Annotated in this window: 22 protein-coding genes and 1 tRNA gene; 15 read left to right on the top strand and 8 right to left on the bottom strand. The window is 45.0% G+C overall.

Features of this window, described 5'->3' with window-relative positions; all coding sequences use genetic code 11:
* Positions 1-13 precede the first annotated feature (13 nt).
* The 8 genes from cpdA to K5609_RS17330 all read left to right on the top strand — a co-directional run bounded on the left by cpdA (position 14) and on the right by K5609_RS17330 (position 10109).
* Entirely contained in the window at positions 14-838 is an 825-nt protein-coding gene (gene cpdA / locus K5609_RS17365) for a 3',5'-cyclic-AMP phosphodiesterase (RefSeq protein WP_246611884.1), read from the top strand.
* On the top strand, positions 839-1423 hold the full coding sequence (locus K5609_RS17360; RefSeq protein ID WP_221074732.1) for a YqiA/YcfP family alpha/beta fold hydrolase: 585 nt from the start codon (positions 839-841) through the stop codon (positions 1421-1423).
* A gap of 11 nt (positions 1424-1434) precedes the next feature.
* Positions 1435-3327 carry a DNA topoisomerase IV subunit B gene (parE, locus tag K5609_RS17355; protein WP_221074731.1) on the top strand — a complete coding sequence of 631 codons (1893 nt, stop codon included), beginning with the start codon at positions 1435-1437 and terminating at the stop codon, positions 3325-3327.
* Between the two features lie 14 nt (positions 3328-3341).
* A complete protein-coding gene (locus K5609_RS17350; RefSeq protein ID WP_221074730.1) occupies positions 3342-5744 on the top strand; it encodes a putative bifunctional diguanylate cyclase/phosphodiesterase in 2403 nt (800 codons plus the stop codon).
* Between the two features lie 14 nt (positions 5745-5758).
* The gene (parC, locus tag K5609_RS17345) at positions 5759-8050 is read left to right on the top strand and encodes a DNA topoisomerase IV subunit A (RefSeq protein WP_221074729.1); all 2292 of its coding nucleotides are present in this window, start codon (positions 5759-5761) and stop codon (positions 8048-8050) included.
* A gap of 74 nt (positions 8051-8124) precedes the next feature.
* Positions 8125-8907, top strand: a complete 783-nt coding sequence (locus K5609_RS17340; RefSeq protein ID WP_221074728.1) for a 1-acylglycerol-3-phosphate O-acyltransferase — start codon at positions 8125-8127, stop codon at positions 8905-8907.
* Positions 8904-9278, top strand: a complete 375-nt coding sequence (gene rraB, locus K5609_RS17335) for a ribonuclease E inhibitor RraB (RefSeq protein WP_163133127.1) — start codon at positions 8904-8906, stop codon at positions 9276-9278. Before K5609_RS17340 ends, rraB begins: the two co-directional genes overlap by 4 nt.
* An 84-nt stretch (positions 9279-9362) precedes the next feature.
* Positions 9363-10109: a substrate-binding periplasmic protein gene (locus tag K5609_RS17330; protein ID WP_221074727.1), complete on the top strand. Its 747-nt coding sequence runs from the start codon at positions 9363-9365 to the stop codon at positions 10107-10109.
* A gap of 8 nt (positions 10110-10117) precedes the next feature.
* Here the strand turns inward: K5609_RS17330 and K5609_RS17325 are convergent, their stop codons facing one another.
* From K5609_RS17325 to pepA, 4 genes are all read right to left on the bottom strand, one after another.
* Entirely contained in the window at positions 10118-10819 is a 702-nt protein-coding gene (locus tag K5609_RS17325; RefSeq protein ID WP_221074726.1) for a DUF445 domain-containing protein, read from the bottom strand.
* Positions 10820-10879: 60 nt separating this feature from the next.
* Positions 10880-13741, bottom strand: a complete 2862-nt coding sequence (locus K5609_RS17320; protein ID WP_221074725.1) for a valine--tRNA ligase — start codon at positions 13739-13741, stop codon at positions 10880-10882.
* A 14-nt stretch (positions 13742-13755) separates the two neighbouring features.
* Positions 13756-14202 carry a DNA polymerase III subunit chi gene (locus tag K5609_RS17315; RefSeq protein WP_221074724.1) on the bottom strand — a complete coding sequence of 149 codons (447 nt, stop codon included), beginning with the start codon at positions 14200-14202 and terminating at the stop codon, positions 13756-13758.
* Positions 14203-14327: 125 nt separating this feature from the next.
* Positions 14328-15836, bottom strand: a complete 1509-nt coding sequence (gene pepA / locus K5609_RS17310; RefSeq protein WP_221074723.1) for a leucyl aminopeptidase — start codon at positions 15834-15836, stop codon at positions 14328-14330.
* Positions 15837-16028: 192 nt separating this feature from the next.
* Between pepA and lptF the strand changes: the two genes are divergently transcribed.
* Both lptF and lptG read left to right on the top strand, forming a co-directional pair.
* Positions 16029-17144: an LPS export ABC transporter permease LptF gene (gene lptF / locus K5609_RS17305; protein ID WP_221074722.1), complete on the top strand. Its 1116-nt coding sequence runs from the start codon at positions 16029-16031 to the stop codon at positions 17142-17144.
* Entirely contained in the window at positions 17128-18195 is a 1068-nt protein-coding gene (gene lptG / locus K5609_RS17300) for an LPS export ABC transporter permease LptG (RefSeq protein WP_221074721.1), read from the top strand. Before lptF ends, lptG begins: the two co-directional genes overlap by 17 nt.
* 2 nt (positions 18196-18197) lie before the next feature.
* On the opposite strand, the gene K5609_RS17295 is transcribed toward lptG, so the two are convergent.
* Positions 18198-18668 carry an RDD family protein gene (locus K5609_RS17295; protein ID WP_221074720.1) on the bottom strand — a complete coding sequence of 157 codons (471 nt, stop codon included), beginning with the start codon at positions 18666-18668 and terminating at the stop codon, positions 18198-18200.
* A 211-nt stretch (positions 18669-18879) separates the two neighbouring features.
* On the opposite strand from K5609_RS17295, the gene K5609_RS17290 reads away from it, so the two are divergent.
* The 4 genes from K5609_RS17290 (at position 18880) to K5609_RS17275 (ending at position 20107) form a co-directional block, all read left to right on the top strand.
* Positions 18880-18966, top strand: a tRNA-Leu gene (locus K5609_RS17290).
* 247 nt (positions 18967-19213) lie between these two features.
* On the top strand, positions 19214-19384 hold the full coding sequence (locus K5609_RS21925) for an Arm DNA-binding domain-containing protein (protein ID WP_425514826.1): 171 nt from the start codon (positions 19214-19216) through the stop codon (positions 19382-19384).
* Positions 19384-19611, top strand: a complete 228-nt coding sequence (locus K5609_RS17280; protein WP_221074719.1) for a hypothetical protein — start codon at positions 19384-19386, stop codon at positions 19609-19611. Before K5609_RS21925 ends, K5609_RS17280 begins: the two co-directional genes overlap by 1 nt.
* Positions 19612-19861: 250 nt before the next feature.
* Entirely contained in the window at positions 19862-20107 is a 246-nt protein-coding gene (locus tag K5609_RS17275) for a hypothetical protein (protein WP_221074718.1), read from the top strand.
* An 87-nt stretch (positions 20108-20194) separates the two neighbouring features.
* On the opposite strand, the gene K5609_RS17270 is transcribed toward K5609_RS17275, so the two are convergent.
* Both K5609_RS17270 and aldA read right to left on the bottom strand, forming a co-directional pair.
* The gene (locus K5609_RS17270; protein WP_221074717.1) at positions 20195-21556 is read right to left on the bottom strand and encodes an RICIN domain-containing protein; all 1362 of its coding nucleotides are present in this window, start codon (positions 21554-21556) and stop codon (positions 20195-20197) included.
* Between the two features lie 238 nt (positions 21557-21794).
* Entirely contained in the window at positions 21795-23243 is a 1449-nt protein-coding gene (gene aldA, locus K5609_RS17265) for an aldehyde dehydrogenase (protein WP_221074716.1), read from the bottom strand.
* A 343-nt stretch (positions 23244-23586) separates the two neighbouring features.
* Here aldA and K5609_RS17260 point away from each other — a divergent pair, with 343 nt between their 5' ends.
* Complete coding sequence (locus K5609_RS17260) at positions 23587-24366, top strand: FCD domain-containing protein (protein WP_016403226.1); 780 nt, start codon at positions 23587-23589, stop codon at positions 24364-24366.
* Positions 24367-24439: 73 nt separating this feature from the next.
* Here K5609_RS17260 and K5609_RS17255 read toward each other — a convergent pair whose 3' ends face one another.
* Positions 24440-26095: a sugar porter family MFS transporter gene (locus tag K5609_RS17255; protein ID WP_281423350.1), complete on the bottom strand. Its 1656-nt coding sequence runs from the start codon at positions 26093-26095 to the stop codon at positions 24440-24442.
* Between the last annotated feature and the right edge of the window lie 56 nt (positions 26096-26151).

Raw genomic sequence — 26151 nt, 5'->3', positions numbered from 1 at the left:
ACAAGAAAACATTGTGGCATTTACTAAATTAAACATAAACACAGCACCTGACGGAAGTGTGCGCTTATTACAGGTCACCGATACTCACTTGTTTGCCGATGAGCAAACAGGCTTGTTGGGGGTTAATACCAACGACAGTTTCAGTGCCGTTATAGAAAATATCAAAAGTGACAACATCCCCTTCGAATATGTTCTTGCTACTGGTGACCTATCTCAAGATCACACCAAACGATCTTACCAGCGCTTTGCCGAACGAATTGCCGAGTTAGACCGCTCTTGTGTTTGGTTGCCCGGTAACCATGACATGCAAGAAAATATGCTTACCCTTGAGCAGCATGGAGTATTAGCTGCTAAGCAATTGGTGAGCGAGCATTGGCAAATCATTATGCTGGATACCCAGCTAGAAGGTGAACCTCACGGGGTAATTAGTCAGCGTCAGCTAGATAACTTAGCTGAAGCTTTGGCTGAGTATCCCGATAAACATGTGTTGATTGCCATGCACCATCAAGCCATTCCCGTGGGCAGTAAATGGTTAGATCAACATAACCTTAAAAATGCTGATAAGTTTTTTGCGGTTATTGCTGACTATCCAAATGTTCGTGGGGTGATCTTTGGCCATGTTCATCAAAACTATGAGTTCCAGTTTGATGGCATTGCTTTTATCGCGACGCCCAGCACCTGTATTCAGTTTTTACCCTTATCGGCCAATTTTGCTTTAGATCATCAACAACCAGGTTGGCGTTACTTGCAATTAACAGCTGAAGGACGCATTGCTACTCGCTTGCGGCGTTTATCCGAGCGCAGTTTTCTTCCTGATCCTAAATCGAAAGGTTATTGAGTGGAGCCACCATCAGTATTATTGTACTTACACGGATTTAATAGCTCTCCTAATTCGGCTAAAGCGCAAGCAATGGCCCAGTACCTTGAACCATATAAAGCTCAAATTCAGCTGGTATGCCCACAGCTTGCTTGTCACCCTAACGATGCCTGGCAACAGATAGAAGATATCCTCGCCTTATACCGTGATAAAAAACTCGGTGTAGTGGGTAGTTCTTTGGGCGGCTTTTTAGCCACCCGAGTAGCTCAGCAAACCTCAGCTAAAGCGGTGCTGGTTAATCCAGCAGTTAAACCCTATGAACTGCTAAAAGACTATTTAGGCGAGCAACAAAACCCTTATACTCAGCAGCATTATCAATTAGAACAACAGCACATCGAACAGTTAAAGCAATTAGAAGTAAGTCACTTAAGTTGTCAGCAGCGACTTTGGGTGATGCTACAAACGGCAGATGAAGTGCTGGACTTTAATTTAGCAGTCACAGAATATAAGGGAGCAACTTTCACCATTGAAGAAGGCGGCGACCACAGTTTTCAAGGATTTGAAAATCACTGTGCTGCCATTCTCGACTTTTTGGCACTTAGGTAACAATTTCTATCATGGCTGATCAATATAATTCAGACTCTATTGAAGTATTAAGTGGTTTAGATCCGGTTAAACGCCGTCCTGGCATGTATACCGATACCACTCGCCCCAACCATTTAGCCCAAGAAGTTATCGACAACAGTGTCGATGAAGCCTTAGCCGGCCATGCTCGTGCTATTACAGTCACCTTATTTGAAGACCAGTCAATCGAAGTTATTGATGATGGTCGTGGTATGCCTACCGATGTTCACCCAGAAGAAAAAGTCAGTGGTGTAGAGCTTATTTTCACCCGCTTACATGCCGGTGGTAAGTTTACTAACGATAACTACCAGTTCTCTGGTGGTTTGCATGGTGTGGGTATTTCCGTGGTGAATGCCTTGTCTTCACGGGTTGAAGTTCAAGTACGTCGTGACAGTCAACTGTTTGAAATGGCCTTTGAGAATGGCGATAAGGTTGAAGAGCTAACGGTAACGGGCAGCGTAGGTAAAAGAAATACCGGCACCCGAGTACGTTTTTGGCCAACCCCGAGTTATTTTGATAGCCCTAAATTTTCAGTATCACGTTTACGTCATTTACTGCGGGCTAAAGCGGTACTCTGTCCTGGTCTAAACATTAAGTTTGTCGACAAGGTTAATAAGCAAAACGACGAATGGTATTTTGAAGATGGCCTAAAAGATTACCTAAGCCAATCATTTAAAGATTACATTAGCCTGCCAGAAGATCCTTTTACTGGTGCATTTTCAAGTAAAGACGAAGCTGTAGATTGGGCGGTTAGCTGGTTGCCGGAAGGTGGCGAAAGCATTACCGAAAGTTACGTAAACCTAATCCCTACTGCGTTAGGTGGTACTCATGTAAACGGCTTGCGCCAAGGTTTGCTTGATGCCATGCGTGAGTTTTGTGAATTTCGCAATATCCTGCCGCGTGGCTTAAAACTAACGCCTGATGATATATGGGATCGCTGTTGTTATGTCTTGTCGGTAAAAATGCAAGATCCGCAATTTGCCGGACAAACTAAAGAGCGATTATCTTCGCGCCAATCAGCAGCCTTTGTTTCAGGGATTGTTAAAGATGCCTTTAGCTTGTGGCTAAATACTCATACCGATCAAGCAGAGCTGTTGGCCGAAGTGTTCATTAGCAATGCTCAACGTCGACTTCGCTCAACCAAAAAGATTGCCCGTAAAAAGGTCACCTCTGGCCCGGCATTACCCGGCAAGCTCACCGATTGTACGAGTCAAGATCCGTTAACTGGCGAACTGTTTTTAGTGGAGGGTGATTCTGCGGGCGGTAGTGCTAAGCAGGCTCGAGAACGTGAGTTTCAGGCTGTAATGCCACTGCGCGGAAAAATTCTAAACACTTGGGAAGTTGATGCGACAGAAGTATTGGGCTCGCAAGAAGTTCACGATATCTCAGTTGCTATTGGTATTGACCCAGACAGTAGCGATCTAAGTGGCTTACGTTACGGCAAAATCTGTATTCTAGCGGATGCTGACTCCGATGGCTTACACATTGCCACGCTGCTGTGCGCCTTGTTTATGATGCACTTCCGACCATTGGTTGAGCAGGGGCATATTTACGTTGCTATGCCGCCTTTGTACCGAATTGATGTGGGTAAGGAAGTTTTCTATGCACTCGATGAAGATGAGAAACAAGGCATACTAGATCGCATTGAGGCCGAGAAAAAACGCGGTAAAGTTAATGTACAGCGCTTTAAAGGTTTGGGTGAAATGAACCCTTTGCAACTGCGTGAAACCACCATGGATCCAAATACACGTCGCCTTGTTCAACTTACCGTTGAAGAGGAAGAAGCTACTGTGCAGCTAATGGACATGTTGTTAGCCAAGAAGCGCTCGGGCGACCGCAAACAGTGGCTAGAAACCAAAGGCGATATGGCCTCAGACTTGGTATAGGGAACAAATTGAGCATGCGCGATTTGCGATTAGGTTTAGCCAGTAAAGCATTGCTGCTGTTATGCGGTGTTTTGTTAGTGACCTTGGTGGGCTTAATCAGCTTCAACCATGACAACTTAAAAAGCTTTTTCCAGCTTGGCCGTGCGCAAGTTATCGACAACCAACAATACCAGCTGCAAAAATACTATCGCGATGTGTTTGCGCGCTTACAAGGCGTAACCTCTAGCCAGTCTTATCGTTTTGATTCTTACCAACAAGAAAACCTCCCTGCGATATTCGATTCTTTCTGGCAAGACCTACGGGCTAATACCGAACTACCAGTGCGTAGCATTGCAGTGGTAGACCCTCTAGAGGGTTTAAAATACGAGTTTGGTTATATCGCACATAGCGAGAAAGCGCTAGAGTGGATGCTTAAAGATCCCGACGACGTGCAAGCAAAATGGATACTCGATTGTCCCCTAAGCTGTCGCATTATCATCGCAACTGACCTAGATAAAATGGAAGAGCAGGGCAGTTATCGAATTTTCTACAGTATCGACTCCTTACGTTTGCTGGAGCTTTTCCCAGCAAGCCAAGGCAGCCATCACTTTTTGGTTGAGCTTAACGACGATAACAGCCTTGAGTTACTGTATGCGGAGTCGGCTTTTCGTGAAATGGTTCAAGACTTATTAGTAGGTTTAAACGCTGAAAATATAATACACGGGGTGGAGCAGTTTAATACTGAGATGGGCCTTACCGAGTTGCATGCTTTCAAGGTAAACAATACCAGTCAGCAAAAACCTGTTTACTACGCCATTGTGAACGACATTAATACTCAGCTAAATCAGCTTAAGCGTGCGGATTACAACAACTTACTGTTTGGTATTGGCGCGTTGTTTTTTGCCGGCGCGATTGTTGTATTTGCACTGAGTCCATCACTTAGGCGGATCCGCCGTACCATCGACAACTTACCGCTATTAGCCCGCTCGTCACATAACCTGTTTCGTCGTAACCTAGAGAGTAATGGCAAACGTCTATTACAAGATGAATCTGACGAGCTTAATCACACCTTAATTCGCCTTTCCTACCAGCTAGAAGCTTTGGAGCAGCAGCTTAAAAGCCGCGCCGAAGAACTAGAGTGGGTGGCCAATTACGATAATTTAACCGATTTACCTAACCGCCGTAAGTTTGAGCGAGTCATTACCCAGATGGTTAAAGAGAAGCGCTATGGCTGTTTGCTAATGGTGGATCTTGATAACTTCAAATATGTAAACGACATCAGTGGTCACGGCGCGGGTGATGAAATGCTGCGCCAAGTCTCTTCAAGCTTAGAGCGCTTACTGCCAAACGATACTTTATTGGCGCGTATTAGCGGTGACGAGTTTGCTATCTATTTACAAGGCACCAGCCTTGCCTATTCCGAAGTGGTGGCTCAGCGAATCATCAGCATGTTGGCGCAGGTGAGTGTACCAGGGCATAACATTATTCATACAGCGTCGGCCTGTGTGGGCATTGTTGCCTTCCCTGAACATGGTAACGGCTTTGAAGATTTAATGGCCAAGGCTGACATTTGTAACAACCAAGCAAAAGAGCTAGGTAAAAACTGTGTGGTTACCTTCCAAGCAGAAAACAGTGATACTGAACTAGCCAAAAAACATTACTGGTTAGACTTAGCACAAAACGCCATTGAGCGTGATCGCCTAGAGCTGCACTATCAGCCAATCATGAATAACAAGCTCAATAAGGTTGAACACTATGAGGTGCTATTGCGAGTGCGCGATGAAAAAGAGCAATTGCATTCGCCTTATCAGCTTATTTTGGCAGCAGAGAAAAACGGCCAAATTGACAAAATTGATTTGTGGGTAGTACAGCAAGCCCTGCAACAAATGGAAACAAACCTGCGTAACGGCTTTACCGATAAACTTGCAATTAACTTGTCGGCACGCTCTTTCTGTAGCGAAAAAGTGATTGCGCGCATTGCTCGCGAGTTTGTTAGTCGCAATATCGCTGGTGATATGATTATCTTCGAAATTACCGAAACCGCCGCGCTGCCAAACATGAAGCAAGCAGAAGAGCATATTCGTCGTCTTAAAGCTTTAGGCTGCGCCATTGCGCTGGACGACTTTGGTGTAGGTTATTCGTCGTTCCATTCGTTGAAACATTTGCCCTTTGATTACTTAAAAATCGACGGCTCTTTTGTTCGAGAAATTCTTAATCAGAATGAAGACAAAGTATTTATTCAAGCCCTGGTTGATATTGCCAATCAACTTGGCCATAAAACCGTGGCCGAGTTTGTAGAGTCGGAAGCATTAAATAACGAACTTATCAACTTGGGAGTGGATTACTCGCAAGGCTATTACATCGGTAAACCAGCTAGCGCACGCTATTTCTGGCAATTTGACAAAGCCTCAGCAGTGCTAGCTTTGCAAGGAACATAAAAGGTTATTAGAGCATGAGTGATGCCAATGAACTCAGTTTAGAGGGCGTAGAACGCCTATCAATGAGTAACTTCACTGAGCAGGCGTATTTAAACTATTCCATGTACGTCATCATGGATCGCGCCTTACCGCATATTGGGGATGGCTTAAAACCGGTGCAACGACGCATTATTTACGCCATGTCGGAGCTCGGTTTATCGGCCAATGCGAAATATAAAAAATCGGCACGTACTGTAGGTGATGTACTGGGTAAGTATCACCCACATGGTGACTCGGCCTGTTACGAAGCCATGGTATTAATGGCTCAGCCATTCTCCTATCGCCACCCTCTGGTGGATGGGCAAGGTAACTGGGGTGCTCCCGATGACCCGAAATCCTTTGCTGCAATGCGTTATACCGAAGCCAAGCTGTCTAAGTTCTCAGAGGTATTGCTTAGCGAGTTAGGTCAGGGAACTTGTGATTGGATCCCTAACTTTGATGGCACAATGAATGAGCCTAAGACGCTGCCAGCGCGTTTGCCACACATTTTGCTAAATGGTGTTACCGGCATTGCGGTGGGCATGGCTACCGATATTCCGCCACATAATGTGAAAGAAGTCGCTAATGCTTGTGTGCATTTGTTGGATAACCCAAAAGCGCAACTTGAAGACTTACTAGAGCACGTTCAAGCACCTGATTACCCCACCGAAGCTGAGATTATCACGCCAGCCAAAGACATTCGTAAAATCTACGAAACTGGCCGTGGTTCGGTGAAGATGCGTGCAGTATTTCATACCGAAGATGGTGAAGTAGTTATTACGGCATTGCCACACCAAGTGTCTGGCGCTAAAGTCTTAGAGCAAGTAGCTGCACAAATGCAGGCTAAAAAGCTGCCAATGGTGGTGGACTTACGTGATGAGTCAGACCATGAAAACCCCACCCGCATCGTCGTTGTTCCTCGCTCAAACCGAGTAGATGTTGATCAGCTGATGAATCACCTGTTTGCTTCTACAGATCTGGAGCGTAATTACCGAGTTAACCTCAACATGCTGGGCTTAGATAACCGCCCACAAGTGAAAGGTTTATTACAAATACTTAATGAGTGGCTACGTTACCGCCGAGACGTAGTGCGTCGCCGATTACAGTACCGCTTAGACAAAGTACTGGCACGCTTACATATTTTAGAAGGCTTGTTAATTGCCTTCTTAAACATTGATGAAGTTATCGAGATTATTCGAACGGAAGATGAACCTAAAGCAGCCCTTATGGAACGTTTTGGTCTCTCCAATAAGCAAGCTGAATCTATTTTAGAGATTAAACTTCGTCAACTGGCTAAGTTAGAAGAAATCAAAATTCGCGGCGAACAAGCTGAACTTGCCGAAGAGCGCGATAAGCTCGAAAAGCTGTTAGGCAGCGAACGCCGTATGAGCACATTGCTTAAAAAAGAGCTAATTGCCGATGCTGAAACCTATGGTGATGAGCGTCGTTCACCACTGGTGGAACGCTCTGAAGCCAAAGCTTTAAGTGAAAAAGAACTCATGCCAAACGAAGCCATTACCGTGGTTTTGTCGGATAAAGGTTGGGCAAGAGCCGCTAAAGGCCACGAAGTAGATGCTCATGGGTTAAGCTATAAAGCCGGAGACAGCTTCTTAGGCAGCGCCAGTGGTCGAAGCAACCAACAGGCAGTGTTCTTTGATACCGCAGGGCGCAGTTATTCACTTGATTCGCACACTTTGCCTTCGGCGCGTAGTCAAGGTGAACCTTTAACTGGGCGCTTTAACCCGGCACCTGGTGAAATGTTTAGCCATGTGGTGATGGCCGATGATGAGCAACGCTATTTAATCGCTTCTGATGCTGGTTATGGTTTTATTGGCAAATACGCCGACATGCTTAGCAAGAATAAAAATGGTAAGGCCTACCTCAATCTGCCAGCAGGCAGCAAGGTACTGGCGCCTATTGAAGTGAGCAGTTATGACACCGATAGCTGCCTAGCTATTTCCAACGAAGGGCGAATGTTAGTCTTCCCGCTTACCAGCCTGCCAGCACTGGCAAAAGGTAAAGGTAATAAACTGATAAGCATTCCAACGGCGCGGGTTAAGAATCGCGAAGAATATGTCACCTTGCTGCAAGTGGTGCCTGCCGATGCGTCGGTCACTTTGTTTGCAGGTAAGCGCAAACTTACCCTTAAGCCCAGCGATTTAGATCACTACCGTGGCGAGCGAGGTCGTCGTGGTAATAAACTGCCGCGTGGATTGCAACGTGTTGATGGCATTGAAATAGAGGCCACTGCCTTAGAAAATGACGAGCCAACAACAGATGACGCTTAGATTAAGTTTTTCAGCTTACACTTGTTCACCTAAATGACAGCGCGTATACTGCGGGCTGTTTTAATGGGGGTGCCATGTTAGCCGTAATTCGAATTTTGTTTATTGCCTTGGTAATGCTGACGGCATTTCCGTTTGTGATTTTGTATTGTTTAACGCGACCTCGTCACCCTGATTTGGTGCATCAAATTGGTGTATTAATTGCCAAGTGTGGACGTTTTGTCGGGATTGACGTTGAAGTGCGTTTTGTTACTGAAGAACTGCCAGACAAAGCAGTGTGGATCGCCAACCATCAAAACAGCTACGATATGTTCACCTTACCTTTTGCTTTGCGCAAAGGAGTGGTGTCGATAGGCAAAAAAAGCCTAGCTAAAATTCCATTTTTTGGCCAAATTTACTGGATCACCGGTAACATTCTTATTGACCGTGATCGCCGTAGTAAAGCCGCTGATACGATTAAACAAGCCGCAGAAGCCATCGATAAACGCCATCTCTCGGTATGGATGTTCCCCGAAGGAACTCGTAGCTACGGCCGTGGTTTACAAGCCTTTAAAACCGGGGCTTTTCATTTAGCCATGCAGGCTAAGGTGCCAATGTTGCCAATTTGCTGCTCGTCTACCCACGGCCAAGTAAAGCTTAACCGCTGGAATAACGGTAAAGTGATTGTAGAAGTGGGCAAGCCGATTGATGTGAGCCAATGGAAAGAAAATCTACGTGCCGAAATTACCCAGTTGCACGATACTATGGAACAACGTATCTATGAGCTAACCATGGAAGCGCGTGGCGAAGCCGCCGATTACCAAGAAGTTCATAAAAAACAAGTCGAATTAAATCAAGCTGCGGTGGGAGAACAAGCATGAGCCTGCAACAAGTAATTAATGACTGGCAAGAAGAAACCGATCTGATTATTCAAGAGTTGTTGGCCGATGGCAGCGATCCTGACGCTGAGTACACTATTGAGCATCACATCGCCAGCAAAGACTTTAAAGTGCTTGAGAAAGCCGCTGTAGACGTTTTTAAAGCAGGTTTTGAAGTAAGCGATGCCGAAGAAGCTGAGCTAGAAGATGGCGGCAAGGTATGGTGTTTTGATGTGATAATTGAGGCATCTCTAGAAGCGGAAGGCATCAAAGAAGACATTGAAACTTTAGCCAAAATCGCAGAGAAACATAAAGTAATTTACGATGGCTGGGGCACTTATTTCGAGTCTGGCGAAGAAGACGACGAGCAATAAGTTTCAGCTATACATGATTAGAAGGCGCATTTAGCGCCTTTTTTTTTGACTACACTATAACAAGATAAGCCTAAAGGACTAGCTGTGACACGACTACGGATATTGCTTTGTTTGCTACTAAGCACACCTGTTTGGGCGCAACAAACCCTTATGACCGCAAATGCGCATTGGCCGCCATGGCGAACCATTGAAGCTGACGGTAGCTTAAGTGGAATAGAAATAGAGTTACTTAAGGTTATAAGTGAGCGCTTGGATTTACAATTGGAAACCAAGGGATGTGGCTGGAAACGTTGCTTAAAGCACATGATGGTGGGTGAAAGTGATGTAATGACAGGTCTCTACCGAAATGCTGAGCGCGAACAGTACATGGCGTTTGTGGAGCCTGCTTATCGCAGTTTTCAAAGTATTTGTTTTTACTTGAAAAACGATAGCCAGTATCAAGTAAATAGCTATCAAGACTTGGGCAAGTTAACTATCTCGGTGCAAAGCAAGGTGGCGTACTTTGAGCGTTTTGACCAAGACCAAGCGCTGAGCAAACATGAAGTTATCGACGATATGGCTGCGTTTCGCTTACTTAAAGGTAAGCGAGTCGATGCCGTAGTGATGTCTTGTGTGGAAGGGGATTACTTCCTAAAAGAGCAGGGTATTGCATCCTGGTTTAAACATGCTGATTATCGCCAGCAAACACGGCGTCCAGTTTATTTAGCGATCTCCAAGTTATCACCGCTACTGGAGCGTCAGCAAGAGATTTCAAACCTTTTAAAAGGGATGTTAAGTAACGGAGAGATAGAAGCCTTGATAGCAGGAAAACAGCTAGCCGCAAGCAACTAGCTTAAAACTTACACTAGGCCATGAATTAAGCCAAAGAGCCCGCCAAATACACCGCCCCATACCACTAACCATCCAAGGTGTTTGCGGATCATTTCTTGAATAATTTGCTTAACCAGTTGTGGGGTGAGCTCAGCCAAACGTTGCTCAATAATCACCGTGATTTTTTGCTGCACGTCGTCTAAATGTTCAGGTTGTTCAAGCTCTTCGCGCAATGCTTCACTAAATTGCTCATCTTCGCTAATTTCAATCACTGCATTTTTAAGTTTATCGATGAATGGTTGCTCTAGCGGAGTAAGTGCTTCTTTACCGCCCACCATGGCTAACATGCCACCAAACGACGAGCTCTCAATAGTTTCAACTAAGGCGTGGTAGGCTGGGCTGAAGTCTGTTTTGTCGATAACTGGGCGTAGGTTAAGCTGCACCGCTTTGCCGCTGGCATCAGACAAAAATCGGTCGATGTTTTCGGGAGTGAAAAATTGATTAAGCATTAGCTGTTTAATGCCCGCTTTAAAATCATCAAAACGTGCCGGAATAATTCCAGAGCCATACAAGCCCGGCACTTTTTCAAACAACATATGAATGGCAATCCAATTAGTCGCCGCGCCCGATAGCGCAAACAACCCGATAGAGAACACCAAGCTATGATTAGCAAAGTAGCCAAACGCTACCAACGCTAACGTGATTAAGTTGGTGATTAAGCTTTTATTCATTTTTTGTCCTTTCACAAACAAAAAAGTCCTCCCGCAGGAGGACTTTTAAATCATAGAATACTAAAGCGCTGCAATAGTCTCTTGCTGAGCCACTAGCTTAGCTTTGGCATTTTCCATCTCTTCTAGCTTGCCGCGTTCTTTTGCAATAACTTGCTCTGGCGCGTTCGCTACAAATTTTTGGTTAGACAGTTTACCTGATACTTTAGACAGCTCTTTATCTAGTTTTTCAAGTTGCTTGCCGATACGCGCTAGCTCTGCATCTTTATCGATAAGACCAGCCATAGGAATCAAGATTTCCATGTCACCAAGAATAGCGGTGGCAGAGGCTGGAGCAGCTTCACCTTCGGCTAATGCTGTAGTGCTTTCTAACTTAGCCAAAGAGGCTAAGAATGGGGCGTTATCGTTTAAGCGGCGTAAATCTTCGCTTGAAGCATTTTTCAGCAATACATTTAGTGGTTTATTAGGGCTAATGTCCATTTCACCACGAATGTTGCGAATTGCTAGAATGAACTGCTTAAGCCACTCTAAATCTGCCACTGCTGCTTCGTCGATGCGTGAAGCATCAAACTCAGGAATACCTTGCAGCATAATGCTATCAGTTGCTTCAGCTTTACCGGCCAATGGAGCGACTTGGCGCCAAATAGTTTCGGTAATGTACGGCGTGATTGGGTGCATTAAACGCAGTAAGCTTTCTAAAATGTTTAGCAAGGTATAGCGAGTACCACGTTGCTGAGCTTCAGTGCCTTTAAACAATACAGGTTTAGTAAGCTCTAAATACCAACCACAGAACTGGTTCCAGGTGAACTCATAAATAAGCTGAGCAGCAATGTCGAAGCGGTAAGTATCCAGTGCTTCACGGTAAGCTTTAACGGTTTGCTGGTATTGGCCTTCAATCCAACGATCAGCCAGCGAAAACTCCATTTCGCCGCCGTCTTTACCGCAGTCTTGCTCTTCGGTATTCATTAATACGTAGCGGCTGGCATTCCATAACTTGTTACAGAAGTTTCGGTAACCTTCAAGGCGGTTCATGTCCCAGTTAATATCACGACCGGTGGTCGCCATAGCGGCTAGGGTGAAACGTAAGGCGTCGGTACCGTGGGCTTCAATGCCGTTTTCGAAAGTTTTACGGGTATCTTTTTCAATCTTTTTAGCAAGTTGTGGCTGCATCATGTTGCCACAGCGCTTAGTCACTAGGCTTTCTAAATCGATACCATCGATCATGTCTAGAGGGTCAAGTACGTTGCCCTTAGACTTCGACATTTTGTCGCCATTTTCATCACGAATAAGCCCTGTTACGTATACCGTTTTAAAAGGTACTTGAGGCTTGTTGTTTTCGTCTTTGATGAAATACATGGTCATCATGATCATTCTGGCTACCCAGAAGAAAATAATGTCAAAACCGGTTACCAATACATCACTTGGGTGGAAGGTGGCTAGATTCGGCGTTTTTTCAGGCCAGCCTTGCGTCGCAAAGGTCCATAAGCCTGACGAGAACCAGGTATCTAATACATCGTCGTCTTGGCGAAGCATAACGTCGTCGTCCAAGCTGTGTTTGCTGCGTACTTCGGCCTCGTTACGGCCTACGTATACTTTGCCTGACTCGTCGTACCAAGCGGGAATGCGGTGGCCCCACCAAAGTTGGCGTGAAATACACCAATCTTGAATGTCGCGCATCCATGAGAAGTACATGTTCTCGTATTGTTGTGGTACAAATTTGATGTCGCCATTTTCTACTGCTTCGGTAGCGGTTTTAGCAAGCGGCGCGGCACGTACATACCATTGGTCGGTCAGCATTGGCTCAATTACTACGCCGCCTCGGTCACCATAAGGTATAGTGTTGTTGTGGTCGGCTACTTCTTGTAACAGGCCTAACTCGTCAAACTTGGCCACAATGGCTTTACGTGCTGCAAAGCGCTCTAAACCTTGGAACTCTGCCGGAATATCCGTTGAATAAACTTCTGATGGCTCACCATTGCTAGTGAATACTTCGGCTGCGTCGCGAATGTCTGCATTCAAGGTAAGAATGTTGATCATCGGAAGTTTGTGGCGCTTGCCAACTTCACAGTCATTAAAGTCGTGAGCGGGAGTGATTTTTACACAACCAGTACCTTTTTCCATATCGGCGTGTTCGTCACCTACGATAGGAATACGGCGACCGACTAATGGTAGCTCGATGAACTTGCCAATAAGGGCGTTGTAGCGAGGATCTTCTGGGTTAACCGCAACACCGGTATCACCTAACATGGTTTCTGGACGGGTAGTGGCAACCACCAAATAATCTTTACCTTCGCTGGTGGTTTCACCATCGGCTAGCGGGTAGCGCAGGTGCCACATGTGGCCTTTCTTTTCTTTGTTTTCAACTTCAAGATCAGAAATAGCAGTGTGTAGTTTTGGATCCCAGTTAACTAGGCGCTTACCGCGGTAGATAAGGTCGTCTTCGTAAAGGCGTACAAAGGCTTCTTCTACGGCTTTAGACATGCCGTCATCCATGGTGAAGCGCTCTCGCTCCCAGTCTACAGATGCACCTAAGCGACGCAGCTGTTTGGTAATTGTGCCACCCGACTCGGCTTTCCAATCCCAAATTTTATCGATAAAGGCTTCACGGCCGTAGTCGTGTTTAGTTTTATCTTCTTCGGCTGCAATTTTGCGCTCAACTACCATTTGGGTAGCAATACCGGCGTGGTCAGTACCTACTTGCCACAAGGTGTTTTTACCTTGCATGCGTTGGTAGCGGATCAAGGTATCCATAATGGTGTCTTGAAACGCATGTCCCATATGCAAGCTGCCAGTGACGTTTGGCGGTGGGATCATAATGCTATAGGCTTCTTTTGAAGTATCGCCATGCGGCTTAAAGTGGCCTTGTTGTTCCCATCCTTGATATAGCGCTTGTTCAATTGCGCTTGGGTTGTAGGTCTTTTCCATTGGATGTACTGACTCTATGTAATTTCTGGGTTTGTGTATGCTGCGGTGTCTAATTGTAGACCCTGTTGGCGATACACACGATAACGTTCTCTAGCCGCAGCCTTGCCGGTTTCATCTGCTGGCACAAAATCGATAATATGTTGAAAATTTCTGGCAAAATCTGGTGCCGTTTCAGTGAGATTCACTAAACACTGGCGACGTTGCCTAGGTGCCTGCCATGATATCTCGACAGGCGCCCCTCCTTGGGGGCCTTCACCACTGAGGTTATGCGGTACAAATTGCTCTGGCTCAAATTGCCAAAGCACTTCATCTAGGCGCTCTGCATGCTGCTTAGACGAGGTATAAACTTGTATGCGCTCGCCGTTTCGATAGTATTGCGCAAGCACATTGCACACTATTTTATCGAAGGCTTCGCTGTCAGTGGTGACAGAATCGGGCATGATATAAAATTTCGCTTTCATACGCTAGAGACTACTTGTTTGAAATATGCACGGCAATGCTTAGTTTTAGGCCTTTGAGCAAGAAATTTTGCCCTGAAAAGAAAAGAGGGAGCAAATGCTCCCTTCTAGTGAACAAGCGGATTGGCTTATTCTTCTATTTCTTGATCAGTTTTGCTAATTAAGAATTGAGTAAGCAATGGCACAGGGCGACCAGTTGCGCCTTTCTCGCCACCGCTTTTCCAAGCTGTACCTGCAATATCGAGGTGAGCCCAGTTGTACTTTTTGGTAAAGCGCGACAAGAAACAAGCTGCGGTAATAGAGCCCGCAGTTTTTCCGCCAATATTGGCCATGTCGGCAAAGTTACTGTTTAGTTGCTCTTGGTATTCTTCACCTAATGGTAAGCGCCAAGTTTTGTCGCCACTTTGCTCGGCACAGTTGAGTAAGTCGTGTGCAAGTGGATTATGCGGCGTCATTAAGCCGGAGGTATGGTGGCCTAGTGCAACCACACAAGCGCCCGTTAGAGTAGCCACATCAATCACTAATTCTGGCTCGTAACGCTCTACATAGGTAAGTACGTCACACAATACCATGCGGCCTTCGGCGTCGGTATTTAGCACTTCTACAGTAATGCCCGACATCGTAGTGATCACGTCACCTGGTCGATAAGCATTACCACCAGGCATATTTTCACAACCTGCTAGAATACCGGTCACTTTAAGCGGCAGTTGTAACTCGGCCAAAGCTTTCATGGTGCCGTAAACTCCTGCAGCACCGCCCATGTCGTATTTCATTTCATCCATGCCTGCGCCTGGTTTTAAAGAAATACCACCAGAGTCAAAAGTAAGCCCTTTACCTACCAATACAATCGGTTTTTGGTCTTCGCAGCCTGGCGCACAATACTCAATCACACTCATGATTGATTCGTTGTCTGAGCCACGCCCAACGGCTAAGTAAGAATCCATTTTAAGAGCCGCCATTTGGGCTTCACCTAGGGTGGTTACTTTTACGTTGTCGTAATTGCTTTGTAGCTCTTTGGCTTGATCAGCCAAGTACGCAGGATTACAAATGTTAGGTGGCAAGTTGGCTAGGTCTTTAGCGTGTTTAACCCCTTGGGCTACCGCTAATCCATGTTGTACGGCGCTTTCACCAATGGTGAGCTCGCGGCGGGTAGGCACGTTAAATACAATTTTACGTAGCGGACGACGAGTTTCTTCACGGTTGCTTTTAAGCATATCAAAGCTGTAGAGCGTTTCTTGGGTGGTTTCTACCGCTTGGCGAACCTTCCAGTAAGTATTGCGCGATTTAACATGCAGCTCAGGTAAGAAACACACCGCTTCCATAGAGCCGGTTTCGTTTAAGGTATTAATGGTTTTGGTAATGATTTGGCGGTATTGGCGCTCGTTTAATTCACGCTCTTTACCACAGCCAACCAATAATACGCGCTCACTTAATACGTTAGGTACATGATGCAACAACAGTACTTGGCCAGCTTTGCCTTCTAAATCTCCGCGACGTAATAAGGCGCTAATATAGCCATCGCTAATTTTGTCGAGTTGTTCTGCAACGGGCGATAAACGACGTGGTTCGTACACACCTACAACTATACACGCACTACGTTGCTTCTCCGGGCTACCGCTTTTTACGCTAAACTCCATGAATACTCCTACAATCTCCAAAACTGGGTTAAGATAGCTTACCTGCTAGAACGGGCGGCCGATTCTATCTACTGTTTAAATAAATATGAGCTATACAGGCACATATTGCTATGTGAAACTGTAAAAAATAGAAAGTTTATCTGAATTTTTTGCTATTACCAGCAAAGTTCTATGTTTGAAGTGAATGACTGAGTGCTAATATTCCGTTACTTATTTAAAGAAACAGCAAAAACCCAACTGGCGGTGTTGGCTGTTTTATTATTGATTTTTACCTCGCAAAAGTTTGTTCGAGTCTTATCTCAAGCAGCTGAAGGCAATGTTGCAGGTGAAATTATCGCCAAGGTCATGTTATTGAACATGCCTGCCTTTTTGATTCTTATCCTGCCAATTAGCATGTTTATTGGTGTTTTGGTGGCTCATGGTCGCTTATACGCCGATAGTGAAATGGTGGTGCTACAAGCCTGTGGTTACAGTACCGCCCAATTACTGCGTGACACCATGGTATTGGGTTTGTTGTCTACCTTAGCAGCAGGCTTTAATACTTTATATTTAAGCCCATATACCAACGAGTTAGAGCAACAGCTATTTGACCAAATGGACGCAGAAGCCGGAATATCGATATTGGTGCAAGGGCGTTTTGAGTCCTTGGGTGGCGGGGTGGTGACCTTTGTGGAGCAAATCGAAAACAAAGGCCAACATCTTGAAAAAGTATTTGTAGCGCATACCCCAGCAGAGGGCAGTGATACTCGCCCGTCGGTGGTAATGGCGGAAGAAGGTGGCATTGAAAGGCGCACCGACGGCTCTCAATGGATGGTGCTTACTAATGGCAAACGTTATGAGCAAGCACCAGAAGAGCTGGACTACAGTATTCTGCACTTCGAGCGTTATCGGGTGTATTTGCGAGAGCAAGAAGGCAACCAATCGCAACGCCGTTTGTGGTCTTTGCCCACCAAGCAATTGATTGGCTCTGACGATCTAACGCAAATAGCCGAGTTACAATGGCGTATTTCTCTGCCGCTTACTATCCCTATCTTAACCCTAATGGTGGTGCCCTTAGCTGCAGTTAATCCACGTCAAGGTCGTTACGCTAAACTGTTGCCTGCTATTTTGCTGTATTTAAGCTATTACTTGATGCTTAGTGCAGCCAGAAGTGCCTTAGAAGAAGGCAAGATATCGCCCGAAGTAGGTTTGTGGTCGGTGCATGTTCTTATGCTGTTTATAGCGCTCAGTTATCTATTCTTACGTAGTGAGTACTATTTAAAAGTTCGCGGAAAAGTTAAAGGAAAGGCCTGTGTTTCGGATAATTGATTGGTATATAGGCCGCACCATCATCATGTCGAGCTTGCTGGTACTGGTTACTTTGCAAAGCTTGAGCATGATCGTGAAATTTGTTGAGCAGCTTGGCAGCGTAGGCCAAGGTGATTACCAAATTGTTGATGCGCTTTGGTATGTATTACTTAGTGTGCCTCGCGAGCTAGAAATATTCTTTCCAATGGCTGCTTTACTAGGCTCATTGATTGGCTTGGGCTCGCTTGCTAGCACCAGTGAGCTAGTGGTAATGCAAAGCTCTGGCCTGTCGCGTTTTAATATTGCTGTTGCGGTACTTAAAACAGCGGTACCGATGATGATAGCGATGATGTTATTGGGCGAGTATGTGGCTCCACGTGCCGATATGGCCGCTAAGGAACTGCGTTCGAGCAAAATGTCGGGCGGTGCTATGGTAGCGGTGCAGCGCGGTGTATGGGCTAAAGATGGCGAGAGCTTTGTTAATATTGGTGAAGTTCAAGAGAGCAAAGAGCTATTTAACATCACCATTTATCGCTTTAATGACGACGCCGAGCTGTATCAACAAGTAGAAGGTAATCAAGCATTTTACGATACTAATCGTTGGGTGATTCGTGAAGCCAAGGTGATTGATTTTAGCGATGACGGTGTGGTTGAAACCCGTTATGAAAACTACCCTTGGAGCAGTACTTTAACACCCGATAAACTCAGTGTAGTAACCATTAAACCGCACGATCTGTCTATTTCTGGAATGTATTCTTACATCGGTTATTTAAAACAGAATCGCCAAGATCCCGCGCGTTACGAACTTGCCTTAGCACGTAAGCTAATGATGCCTATTCTTACCGGCATAATGATGCTGTTGGCTTTATCCTTTGTATTTGGGCCACTGAGAAGCTCAAGTATGGGCGCTAAAATTATGCTGGGTGTGGTTGCCGGGTTTAGCTATTACATCTTAGATCAAGTGCTTGGTTCAATGAGCTTGGTGTATGGCGTGCCGCCTTATTTAAGTGCCGCAATACCTAGCATATTGGTACTAGGTATTGCCTTCTTCTTAATTAATCGCAGAACCTAGCGCTACTTTTTAGGTAAGGTCACCACTTGGCATCTGCCCCAAATATCTTGGAAGGCAGTATTGTCTTTGGTGACTATTACCATCAAATTTCCCGCTCCCAATGCCGATGTGAATAAACGAATAAGCGCTTGGGTATAAGAGATGTTGGAGCCATCTTTATTCTGCACTCGCAAGCGCCACGCGCGCATACCTATAGTTTGGCCATGGTTATGCCAAAACCAAATATAGAACGTTATGATGCTGCCCCAAATTAAGCCTTGAAACCAAATTTGGCTAACCAAGTAAGTAGAGTGCTCCATGCCCTCGGGTAAGGTAATTGCACCTATGCTGGTACCAATAGCCACCATTGCTAAGCCAAGCATGGTGGCGACCATACCAATAGCAACAGCCATTAAGGCATCGTAGATATAAGCCCCTAAACGGCGAAAGAAACCTGCGGTTGGCAGTGAAGTGGTAGCGCTAGCGTCAGCCATTGTTTTATTGCCTCTAATTAGTTTCCTGTATGGTAGCAAATCTCGGCTGGCTGAGAGTTAATCTAAGCAGTAAAATCTGCCACTTTCTGCAACTAGGCGCTTGCTAGCACAATTCTTAAACACTTAGTGGGCTTAAAAACAAAAAGCGCTTGCCAATCTAAAAACGCAGCTTATAATGCCAATCACTCGCTAAGGCGAGTAAAAAATAAATGCCAGAGTGATGAAATTGGTAGACATAGGGGATTCAAAATCCCCCGCTAGTGATAGCGTGCCGGTTCAAGTCCGGCCTCTGGTACCAAATTAAGAAAAAGCCGTCCTAGTGACGGCTTTTTTACGTTTTGAAATCAACGTTTACCTCCATTTTCAGTCCAGAGACGTTTTTTGTCGTCTTGTTAAATCCAGATTCTTTATGTAACCCTGAATGTAACCCCAGATAATTCCAAGTAACCCCATGCCAATGAGGGCTTGAACGAATGGCCTGAACAGCGGTACCGCTAACTAACACTCAGATAAAGCAAGCTAAAGCCAAGCTGTCAGAATACTCCTTGGCTGACGGAGATGGTTTATCACTGCGAGTCCGCCCTAATGGCAGTAAGTCGTGGTTTTTTGATTATGTTGTACCAATCAGCAAGAAGCACTTCAAAATCAGTTTTGGTCAGTATCCCGAAGTTTCACTTGCAGATGCCGCCGGAAAAGATCGGAAGCAAGGGCATTAGTGGCGGCAGGGATAGACCCTAAAGTTCATAGCCAGCAAATGAGAAAAGAGGCAGAACTGGAATACAGCCAAACTCTTCAAGTAGTAGCCAAACGCTGGTTTAAACGTTGGAAGCAGCGAAAGCGTATTGATGAGCTTACCGCAAGTAAGGCTTGGCGCTTATTAGAGTTGCACGAGTTTCCTAAGCTTTGTTGCCTATGCCAGATATTTCAGCGCCAATCGTTATAGATGCTTTAAGTCCACTCGAAAAGAGCAATCACTTAGAAACCTTGCAAAAAAACAAGAACTAAACTTAATCAAATAGCCACCTATGCTGTCAATACTGGTGTTATTCACTCCAACCCGCTATCAGGTTTAGCGGAAGCCTTTAAGGCGAATCATGGCACTCATAATCCTTCTATTGATATACAAGAGCTTCCTAGTTTAATTCGTAATGTAATGCAGTCCTCGTCTACCTTTTATCATTAAATCAGCGTTTATGCGGCAACTTATGACGTGTGTTCGCCCAGCAGAAGCTGCAGGTGCGCGATGGGAAGAGATTGATCTTGAAAGGCAACAATGGCTAATTTCAGCAAATAGAATGAAGGGTGGTTTAAACGAACACATCGGCAAAGCCGCCGCCAATACGCTAATGAAGATATTACAGGGCAGTAAAGCCAGCCAAGACACCATTGTGCCCACTCAGTTATTGGTTCGCTCTAGTTGCTGTGCACCCAGTAAGTAAGCTGAAGTATTAAGCCATAGCTATTTGGATTTAAAAAAGCCAGTGGTATTATCACCACTGGCCAAAGGAAGGAATTGCTAAAAAATACTACTGGAATTTAAAACGTTGGTTGGTACCTCCATCACATGACCATTGTCTAAGATCTGCGCCATTAGCGCCCGAATTGTTGGCTATTTCTAAACATTTGCCGCTTTGTTTATTGCGGATTTCAAAGGTATTGCTGCCTTTATCTACAAGACTCCATACTTGGCTTGTATTGGCGTGGTTACAAACCCATTGTTGAACTTTAGCGCCGTCTGCAGAGCTGCCAGATGCTAGCTCCATACATAGTTGGCTTACTTTTGCGCTAATGCTGTATTCGTTATTAGCTAAAGCAGTAAATTGGAAACGCTGGTTATTGTTACCGGTGTTGCATGACCACTGTTGATAGGTGCTACCGTTCCATAATGCGCCGCTTTTCACATCTAGGCATAAGTTAGAGTGAGCCACTTGAAGGTTGGTATAACCGCTAGGTGGAGTAATGCCGCCTGTTGGCGGAGTAGTGCTGCCACCAGTAGGTTTGTAAACCCTAATCCAATCTACGTACATTTTGTTTTTATCGCCATCTGCTAGGTCTGCATCGGTGGCAATATGGCCTGCTTCAGAGCGCCAAGAATGGTCCTCGGTATCAAGAATAATGAACATTTCTTGATCCATGTTGTAACGGCTTTTATCTAGTATGGCACCGGTATAATCTTTATCTTTCATTACCACTTGGCTCCAAGCGCCTTTAGTGGTTTTTTGGCCATTAATGTAGAAGGTCACCTCAGTGGGGCTTTTCCAGTAAACGCCAAAACGGTGGAAGCCTTCACGCCAGTAATTGCCCCAAGTAGGGGTATTGTGTGTTTGGTCGTTAAAGTCACTGCTAATTGAGTTATCGTTGTTACGGAAGAATACGTGGAAGTTGGTTGACATGTTTTTGGCAAACCAGTCTTGGCGCGCACCGCCATACACTTCCAGAACATCAATCTCGCGCTGGTCGTTTTCACTTAGTAACCAAAAGTTAGAAGAGAGCTCTAAGTTGCTTACCTTAATGTTGGCTTCTAAGAAAATTGGGTATTTCACTTTGGTTTTAGAGGTGACAACCCCAGCATTAACTTGGTTAGTGCCTTGGCGGCGAGATGCACTAATAATTAAGTTACCATCACCAACCCACGATTCATCGCTTGACCAGTAGGTGAGGCCAGGGCCTGTCCAGTTATGAAAGTAAGCGTCTTTCCATTTGCTGGTAAAGGAGCTTGGCTTACCCGAATAGTTAAAAGAATCTGAATAGCTTTCTTGTAACTCCCAGCTTTGTCCTGGGTCTAGCTCTGCTGGAATTGGGATATTATCCCAGTCTGCCGCATAAATACTGAGTGATAAACCTAAACCGCAGGCTAATAGTAGTGGGTGCTTAGTGAATCCTTTCATTGTTATCTCCCTGTTTAGTGTGATAACAAATATCGCACAGTTATTAACCTATTTATGCGATCTGGTCGATCAATTTATGTTCATTGTTAACCTGTTGTAAGGTGTGTGATCAAGTTATTGTTTTTGTTTTGCAGAAGGGGAGTGTTGGTGAGCAAGCTCTCGGAAGGGAAGATAAAAAAAGGCCTTGGTATGACTACCAAGGCAAAGTGCTAACAATTGTCAAAAGGAATAAAAAAGATTACTGGTAGTTCAGGTAAATGGTTTTCTTCTGCAAGTATCCCTCCAAGCCGTATTTCCCATCTTCGCCGCCGATACCACTGCGTTTAAAGCCTGTATGGAAGCCATTTAATAGCTCACCATTCGGGCGATTAACATAGATTTCGCCGACCTCTAATTCGTTAACAACTTGCATGATTTTGCGCATGTCGTTGGTATATACGTAGCCAGACAAACCTAAGTCGATGTCGTTGGCATACTGTAATGCTTGCTCTAGGTTATCAATTGGCATTGCAGCTACAACTGGGCCAAACACTTCTTGTTTCATGATGTCCATTTGGTTGTTTACATCGGTAACCACGGTAGGTTCAAACCAGTAACCATTGGCAAACTCTTCGCCACTTGGTTTTCCGCCACCACAAGCGATGGTTGCGCCTTCGGCCTTGGCTTTGCTGATCATCTCAACCAGTTTTTCCACTTCGCGAGCATTAACTTTAGGGCCAACGTCAGTGCTAGCTAACATTGGGTCGCCTATCTTAAGTTGCTTCACTTTAGCGATGAACTTATCCATAAACTCTGCGTAAATCGCTTTATGGATATACATGCGCTCGTTAGACGTACAAATTTGGCCACAGTTGCCAAAGCCAGAGTTAACCGCGATTTCAACAACTTCGTCGATGTTGGCGTCGTTTAGTACAATAAACGGCGCTTTGCCGCCAAGCTCTAGGTTTAGTGCTGTAATGTTCTCTGAAGCAGAGCGGTATAAAATAGAGCCTACTTCCGAGCTGCCGGTTAGAGTCACAAGCTTAGTAATAGGGTTGCGCACTAGCTCGTCGCCTACCTCACCACCTAGGCCTGAAACAATGTTTACGACGCCTTTAGGGAAACCTACTTTAGCGATTAGTTTTGAGAACTCTAATACCGTGAGCGGAGTGTCTGCTGGTGGCATTACTACCATGGTATTGCCGGTGACTAAGGCGTTACCTAGTTTGCGTGCCGCAAGCGCTAGCGGGTAGTTCCAAGCTAGCAGGCCCACGGTTACGCCAAAAGGCACACGTTGGATCCAAATCTGTTCGTCTTGATTTTCGCTGGTGACTATCTCGCCTTCAATGCGGCGAGCTGATTCAGCAGCGTAACGCAAAAATCCAACAGAACCGGCTACTTCGCCACGTGCATCACTTAGCAGTTTGCCTTGTTCTTGGGTAATCATTTCGGCGTAACGCTCAGCGTCTGCTTCTAATTCGTCTGCTAGTGCTGCTACTAGTTCTGCACGTTTTTGTGCCGGTAATTTAGCCCAGTCTTTTTGAGCCGCTTCTGATGAGCGTAAAGCATTAGCTGCTTCTTCACGGCTCGCTTGCGGAGCATAGCCAACCAACTGTTCGTTACTTGGATTTACAACTTCAATGGTGTTGCCGGTAGCTGATTCTAACCATTCACCATTGATAAACATTTTGTGAGTAACTGTGCTCATCTAACTTCCTTTAGATTCCCAGTGGAGATAAAACAAATTTGGTAAACCAATTTGTGCATTCTACGCCATAAAGGTTAACCTTTAAAGTGATGAGGTTCACAAGTTATTCTGTCAATTTTGTAGAATTTCATTTGGTAAATGAATATTTTCTAAATTTCATGTATTTAAGGCGTGATTTATTATTAGTCGTACAATTTAGATCAAAATGAGACATCGGTAGTTGTGGTTGACTACCGATACGCGCTAAAAGGCGTTACTATTCAGGCTTCGGTCTAGAACTTACTTGAATTGATTTACCAAAAGTTAGATAGTTTCTATATTTCCCCAAAGGTTAAATGACATTATGGCTAAGATGGATACCAAGCGTCGCTATTATGATATTGGCGTGCAAATCGAGGAATTGTTGTTTTCAGGCGTGTTTAAAGCGGGTGAACGACTGCCATCAGAGCGAGAGCTAAGCGAACGATTTGAAACCAGCCGCGCAACTATCCGAGAAGCTGTAATTATGCTGGAGTTGAAAGGCTTGGTTGTGGTTCGCCAAGGTGCTGGTATTTACTTCATTGATTCTCCTGAAAAAGTTAACAAGCGTACTATATTGCCAAAAAGTGATGTAGGACCTTTTGAGTTGCTCCAGGCGCGCCAGATTATCGAAAGCAGCATTGCCGGATTTGCCGCCACTCAAATTAAGTTTAACGAGCTACGTGAACTTAAAAAGGTACTGCAACTGCAAGAGAGTGAGATAAATGGCGACAGCGAGAAGTTTGAAGCACTAGATCAGCAATTTCATAGCTTAATTGCTGAGTCGACTCAAAACCGAGTGCTGATTAACCAAGCGGTTGACATGTGGAGCACGGTACGTACCACCAACCCGCTGTGGAATGAGCTTAACCATCAGTTTTTACACGAAGAACGTTTGCAGTCGATGTGGATTAATGACCACAAGCGAATTTTGTTAGCCTTGCAAAAACGCTCTCCAGAAGATGCTAAGCAAGCAGTGTGGCAACATATCGAGAACAGTAAGCAAGAGTTACTTAAGATAGCTAGCTCTGACAATAGCGATACTGATTTAGACGATTACTTCTTCGCAATGGAATTTGATAGCAACTTTACCGAAAGCCATTAATTACAATTGTTATAAGAAAAAGCCGCTAAATGAACATTTAGCGGCTTTTTTATTTGGCTTTAACAGCTAAACGTTATGCACTAGGTGCGTTACTGCCTACCGGGTTATCTGATACTTCTGCGCTGGTGGTTGGCTGGTTGCGCTTGTTTACCAACGTATCTTCAATTTCCTCAATGGTTTTATTCTTAGTCTCTGGCAACAGTGGCCACAGCAGTAATAGGCCTATTAAGCCAAACACTGAGTACATTAAGAAGGTATTTGCTGCACCTAGGTTGGCTAGCTGCCAAGGGAAAAACTGCTGGATTAAGTAACTGGCAACACTGGTGACCAATGCAAACAATGGGATCGCAACGCTTCGCACCGAGTTAGGGAAAATCTCCGAAAACAGTACCCACATAATAGGCCCAATAGAAATGTGAAAGGCCGCGATAAAGGCCAAAATGCCCACTAAAATAACAATTGGGTTGACCGAAATGGCGGCTTCAATAATATGCCCTTCGCTTAGTCGCAGCGTATCGGCATCATAGTTAGTTGCTAGCATTTCCTTAAAGCTAACATCATCAGCATATTGGCTATTTAGCTGGGCTTTAAGTGGAGTAGTATCGATTACCTCTTCTAGTTTATCGATGGTTTGTTGATTAATGCTGTAGCTGGCGTTGCTAAAGCCGTACCAACAAGTTGCGTGGCTTAGTACTACCGCTAATAGCCCAAAGATAAGCAGTGGTTTTCGGCCAACTTTATCAATGAAGAAAACCGCTAATACCGTGAATACCACACTCGTTATGCCAATGTAGATAGCTTGTTGGAACGAGGCATTTAAGCCAAAACCAATTTGTTCGAACACTGTGGGGGCATAAAACAGAATCGCGTTCATACCGGTTATGCCTTGTACAACCGCCATGATAAAGCCAATCGCAAAAATGGTTTTCATTGGCGACGAGAACAACAGCTTAAGTTGTTCGTTAATGCTACTGGTGTCCTGATGTTCTTTTAGGTTCTGTTCAATCTCAGCCTGTACTTCTTCGGCGCGTTGCTCTGGCAACAGTTTTAGCAGTACTTCTTTAGCTTGTTCCTGTTTGTTTTTCATCATTAACCAGCGAGGAGATTCTGGCACGCGGCAAAGTAAGATTACCCAAAGCACCGCGGGAATAAGCTCCGAAGCTAACATGGTTCGCCATACGGTATCGGGGGCAAACAATAAGGAGTTCTCGCTTACATGCAGCACTAAATAGTAGTTAATGAAGTAAGCCGCTAATAAACCAATCACAATGTTAAATTGATTCGCCGAGACGAGTTTGCCACGCTGTTTAGCGGGGGCTATTTCACCAATGTACATAGAGGCTAAAGAAAGCGAGCTAAAGGCTAATCCGCCAATAAAGCGCGCCATGGTTAACATCATAAAGCTAGTTGCTAAAGCTGACAGCAAGGCTGAGACAACGTAAAGACCAGCAATAATTATGAGGGTTTTTTTACGGCCCAGGGCGTCGGCAGTTTTGCCGGCGACTAGCAAGGCCAAAATTGCACCTAAACTTGGCGCGCCTACTACAGTGCCAATTTGCAAATCAGTGAGGGAAAACTCCGACGCGATAAAGCGCACTGTGCCGGAAATAATGGCGGCATCTAAGCCAAATACAAAGCCGCCAATAGCCACAATTAACGCATACTTGTAAGCATTCCATGTTTTTATGTCCATCTTTGTTCCTCTTAGAAGGTTATTTTCGGAAGTTATTTAAGCATGTTTGGTTAGCCAATTTGTCGATCTAGATCGACATTGGTTGATCTTTT

The sequence above is a fragment of the Agarivorans aestuarii genome, assembly GCF_019670125.1.
GTDB lineage: Bacteria > Pseudomonadota > Gammaproteobacteria > Enterobacterales > Celerinatantimonadaceae > Agarivorans > Agarivorans aestuarii.
Note: the sequence above shows the minus strand (reverse complement) of the source record. Positions and strands in the feature narration are given on the sequence as shown.

What these genes read in the sequence shown, in the direction of transcription:
- parE (WP_221074731.1), top strand. Translation starts at nt 1,435, where the DNA reads ATGGCTGATCAATATAATTCAGACTCTATTGAAGTATTAAGTGGTTTA.
- K5609_RS17350 (WP_221074730.1), top strand. Translation starts at nt 3,342, where the DNA reads ATGCGCGATTTGCGATTAGGTTTAGCCAGTAAAGCATTGCTGCTGTTA.
- parC (WP_221074729.1), top strand. Translation starts at nt 5,759, where the DNA reads ATGAGTGATGCCAATGAACTCAGTTTAGAGGGCGTAGAACGCCTATCA.
- K5609_RS17340 (WP_221074728.1), top strand. Translation starts at nt 8,125, where the DNA reads ATGTTAGCCGTAATTCGAATTTTGTTTATTGCCTTGGTAATGCTGACG.
- rraB (WP_163133127.1), top strand. Translation starts at nt 8,904, where the DNA reads ATGAGCCTGCAACAAGTAATTAATGACTGGCAAGAAGAAACCGATCTG.
- K5609_RS17325 (WP_221074726.1), bottom strand. Translation starts at nt 10,819, where the DNA reads ATGAATAAAAGCTTAATCACCAACTTAATCACGTTAGCGTTGGTAGCG.
- K5609_RS17320 (WP_221074725.1), bottom strand. Translation starts at nt 13,741, where the DNA reads ATGGAAAAGACCTACAACCCAAGCGCAATTGAACAAGCGCTATATCAA.
- K5609_RS17315 (WP_221074724.1), bottom strand. Translation starts at nt 14,202, where the DNA reads ATGAAAGCGAAATTTTATATCATGCCCGATTCTGTCACCACTGACAGC.
- pepA (WP_221074723.1), bottom strand. Translation starts at nt 15,836, where the DNA reads ATGGAGTTTAGCGTAAAAAGCGGTAGCCCGGAGAAGCAACGTAGTGCG.
- K5609_RS17295 (WP_221074720.1), bottom strand. Translation starts at nt 18,668, where the DNA reads ATGGCTGACGCTAGCGCTACCACTTCACTGCCAACCGCAGGTTTCTTT.
- K5609_RS17275 (WP_221074718.1), top strand. Translation starts at nt 19,862, where the DNA reads ATGCGGCAACTTATGACGTGTGTTCGCCCAGCAGAAGCTGCAGGTGCG.
- K5609_RS17270 (WP_221074717.1), bottom strand. Translation starts at nt 21,556, where the DNA reads ATGAAAGGATTCACTAAGCACCCACTACTATTAGCCTGCGGTTTAGGT.
- aldA (WP_221074716.1), bottom strand. Translation starts at nt 23,243, where the DNA reads ATGAGCACAGTTACTCACAAAATGTTTATCAATGGTGAATGGTTAGAA.
- K5609_RS17260 (WP_016403226.1), top strand. Translation starts at nt 23,587, where the DNA reads ATGGCTAAGATGGATACCAAGCGTCGCTATTATGATATTGGCGTGCAA.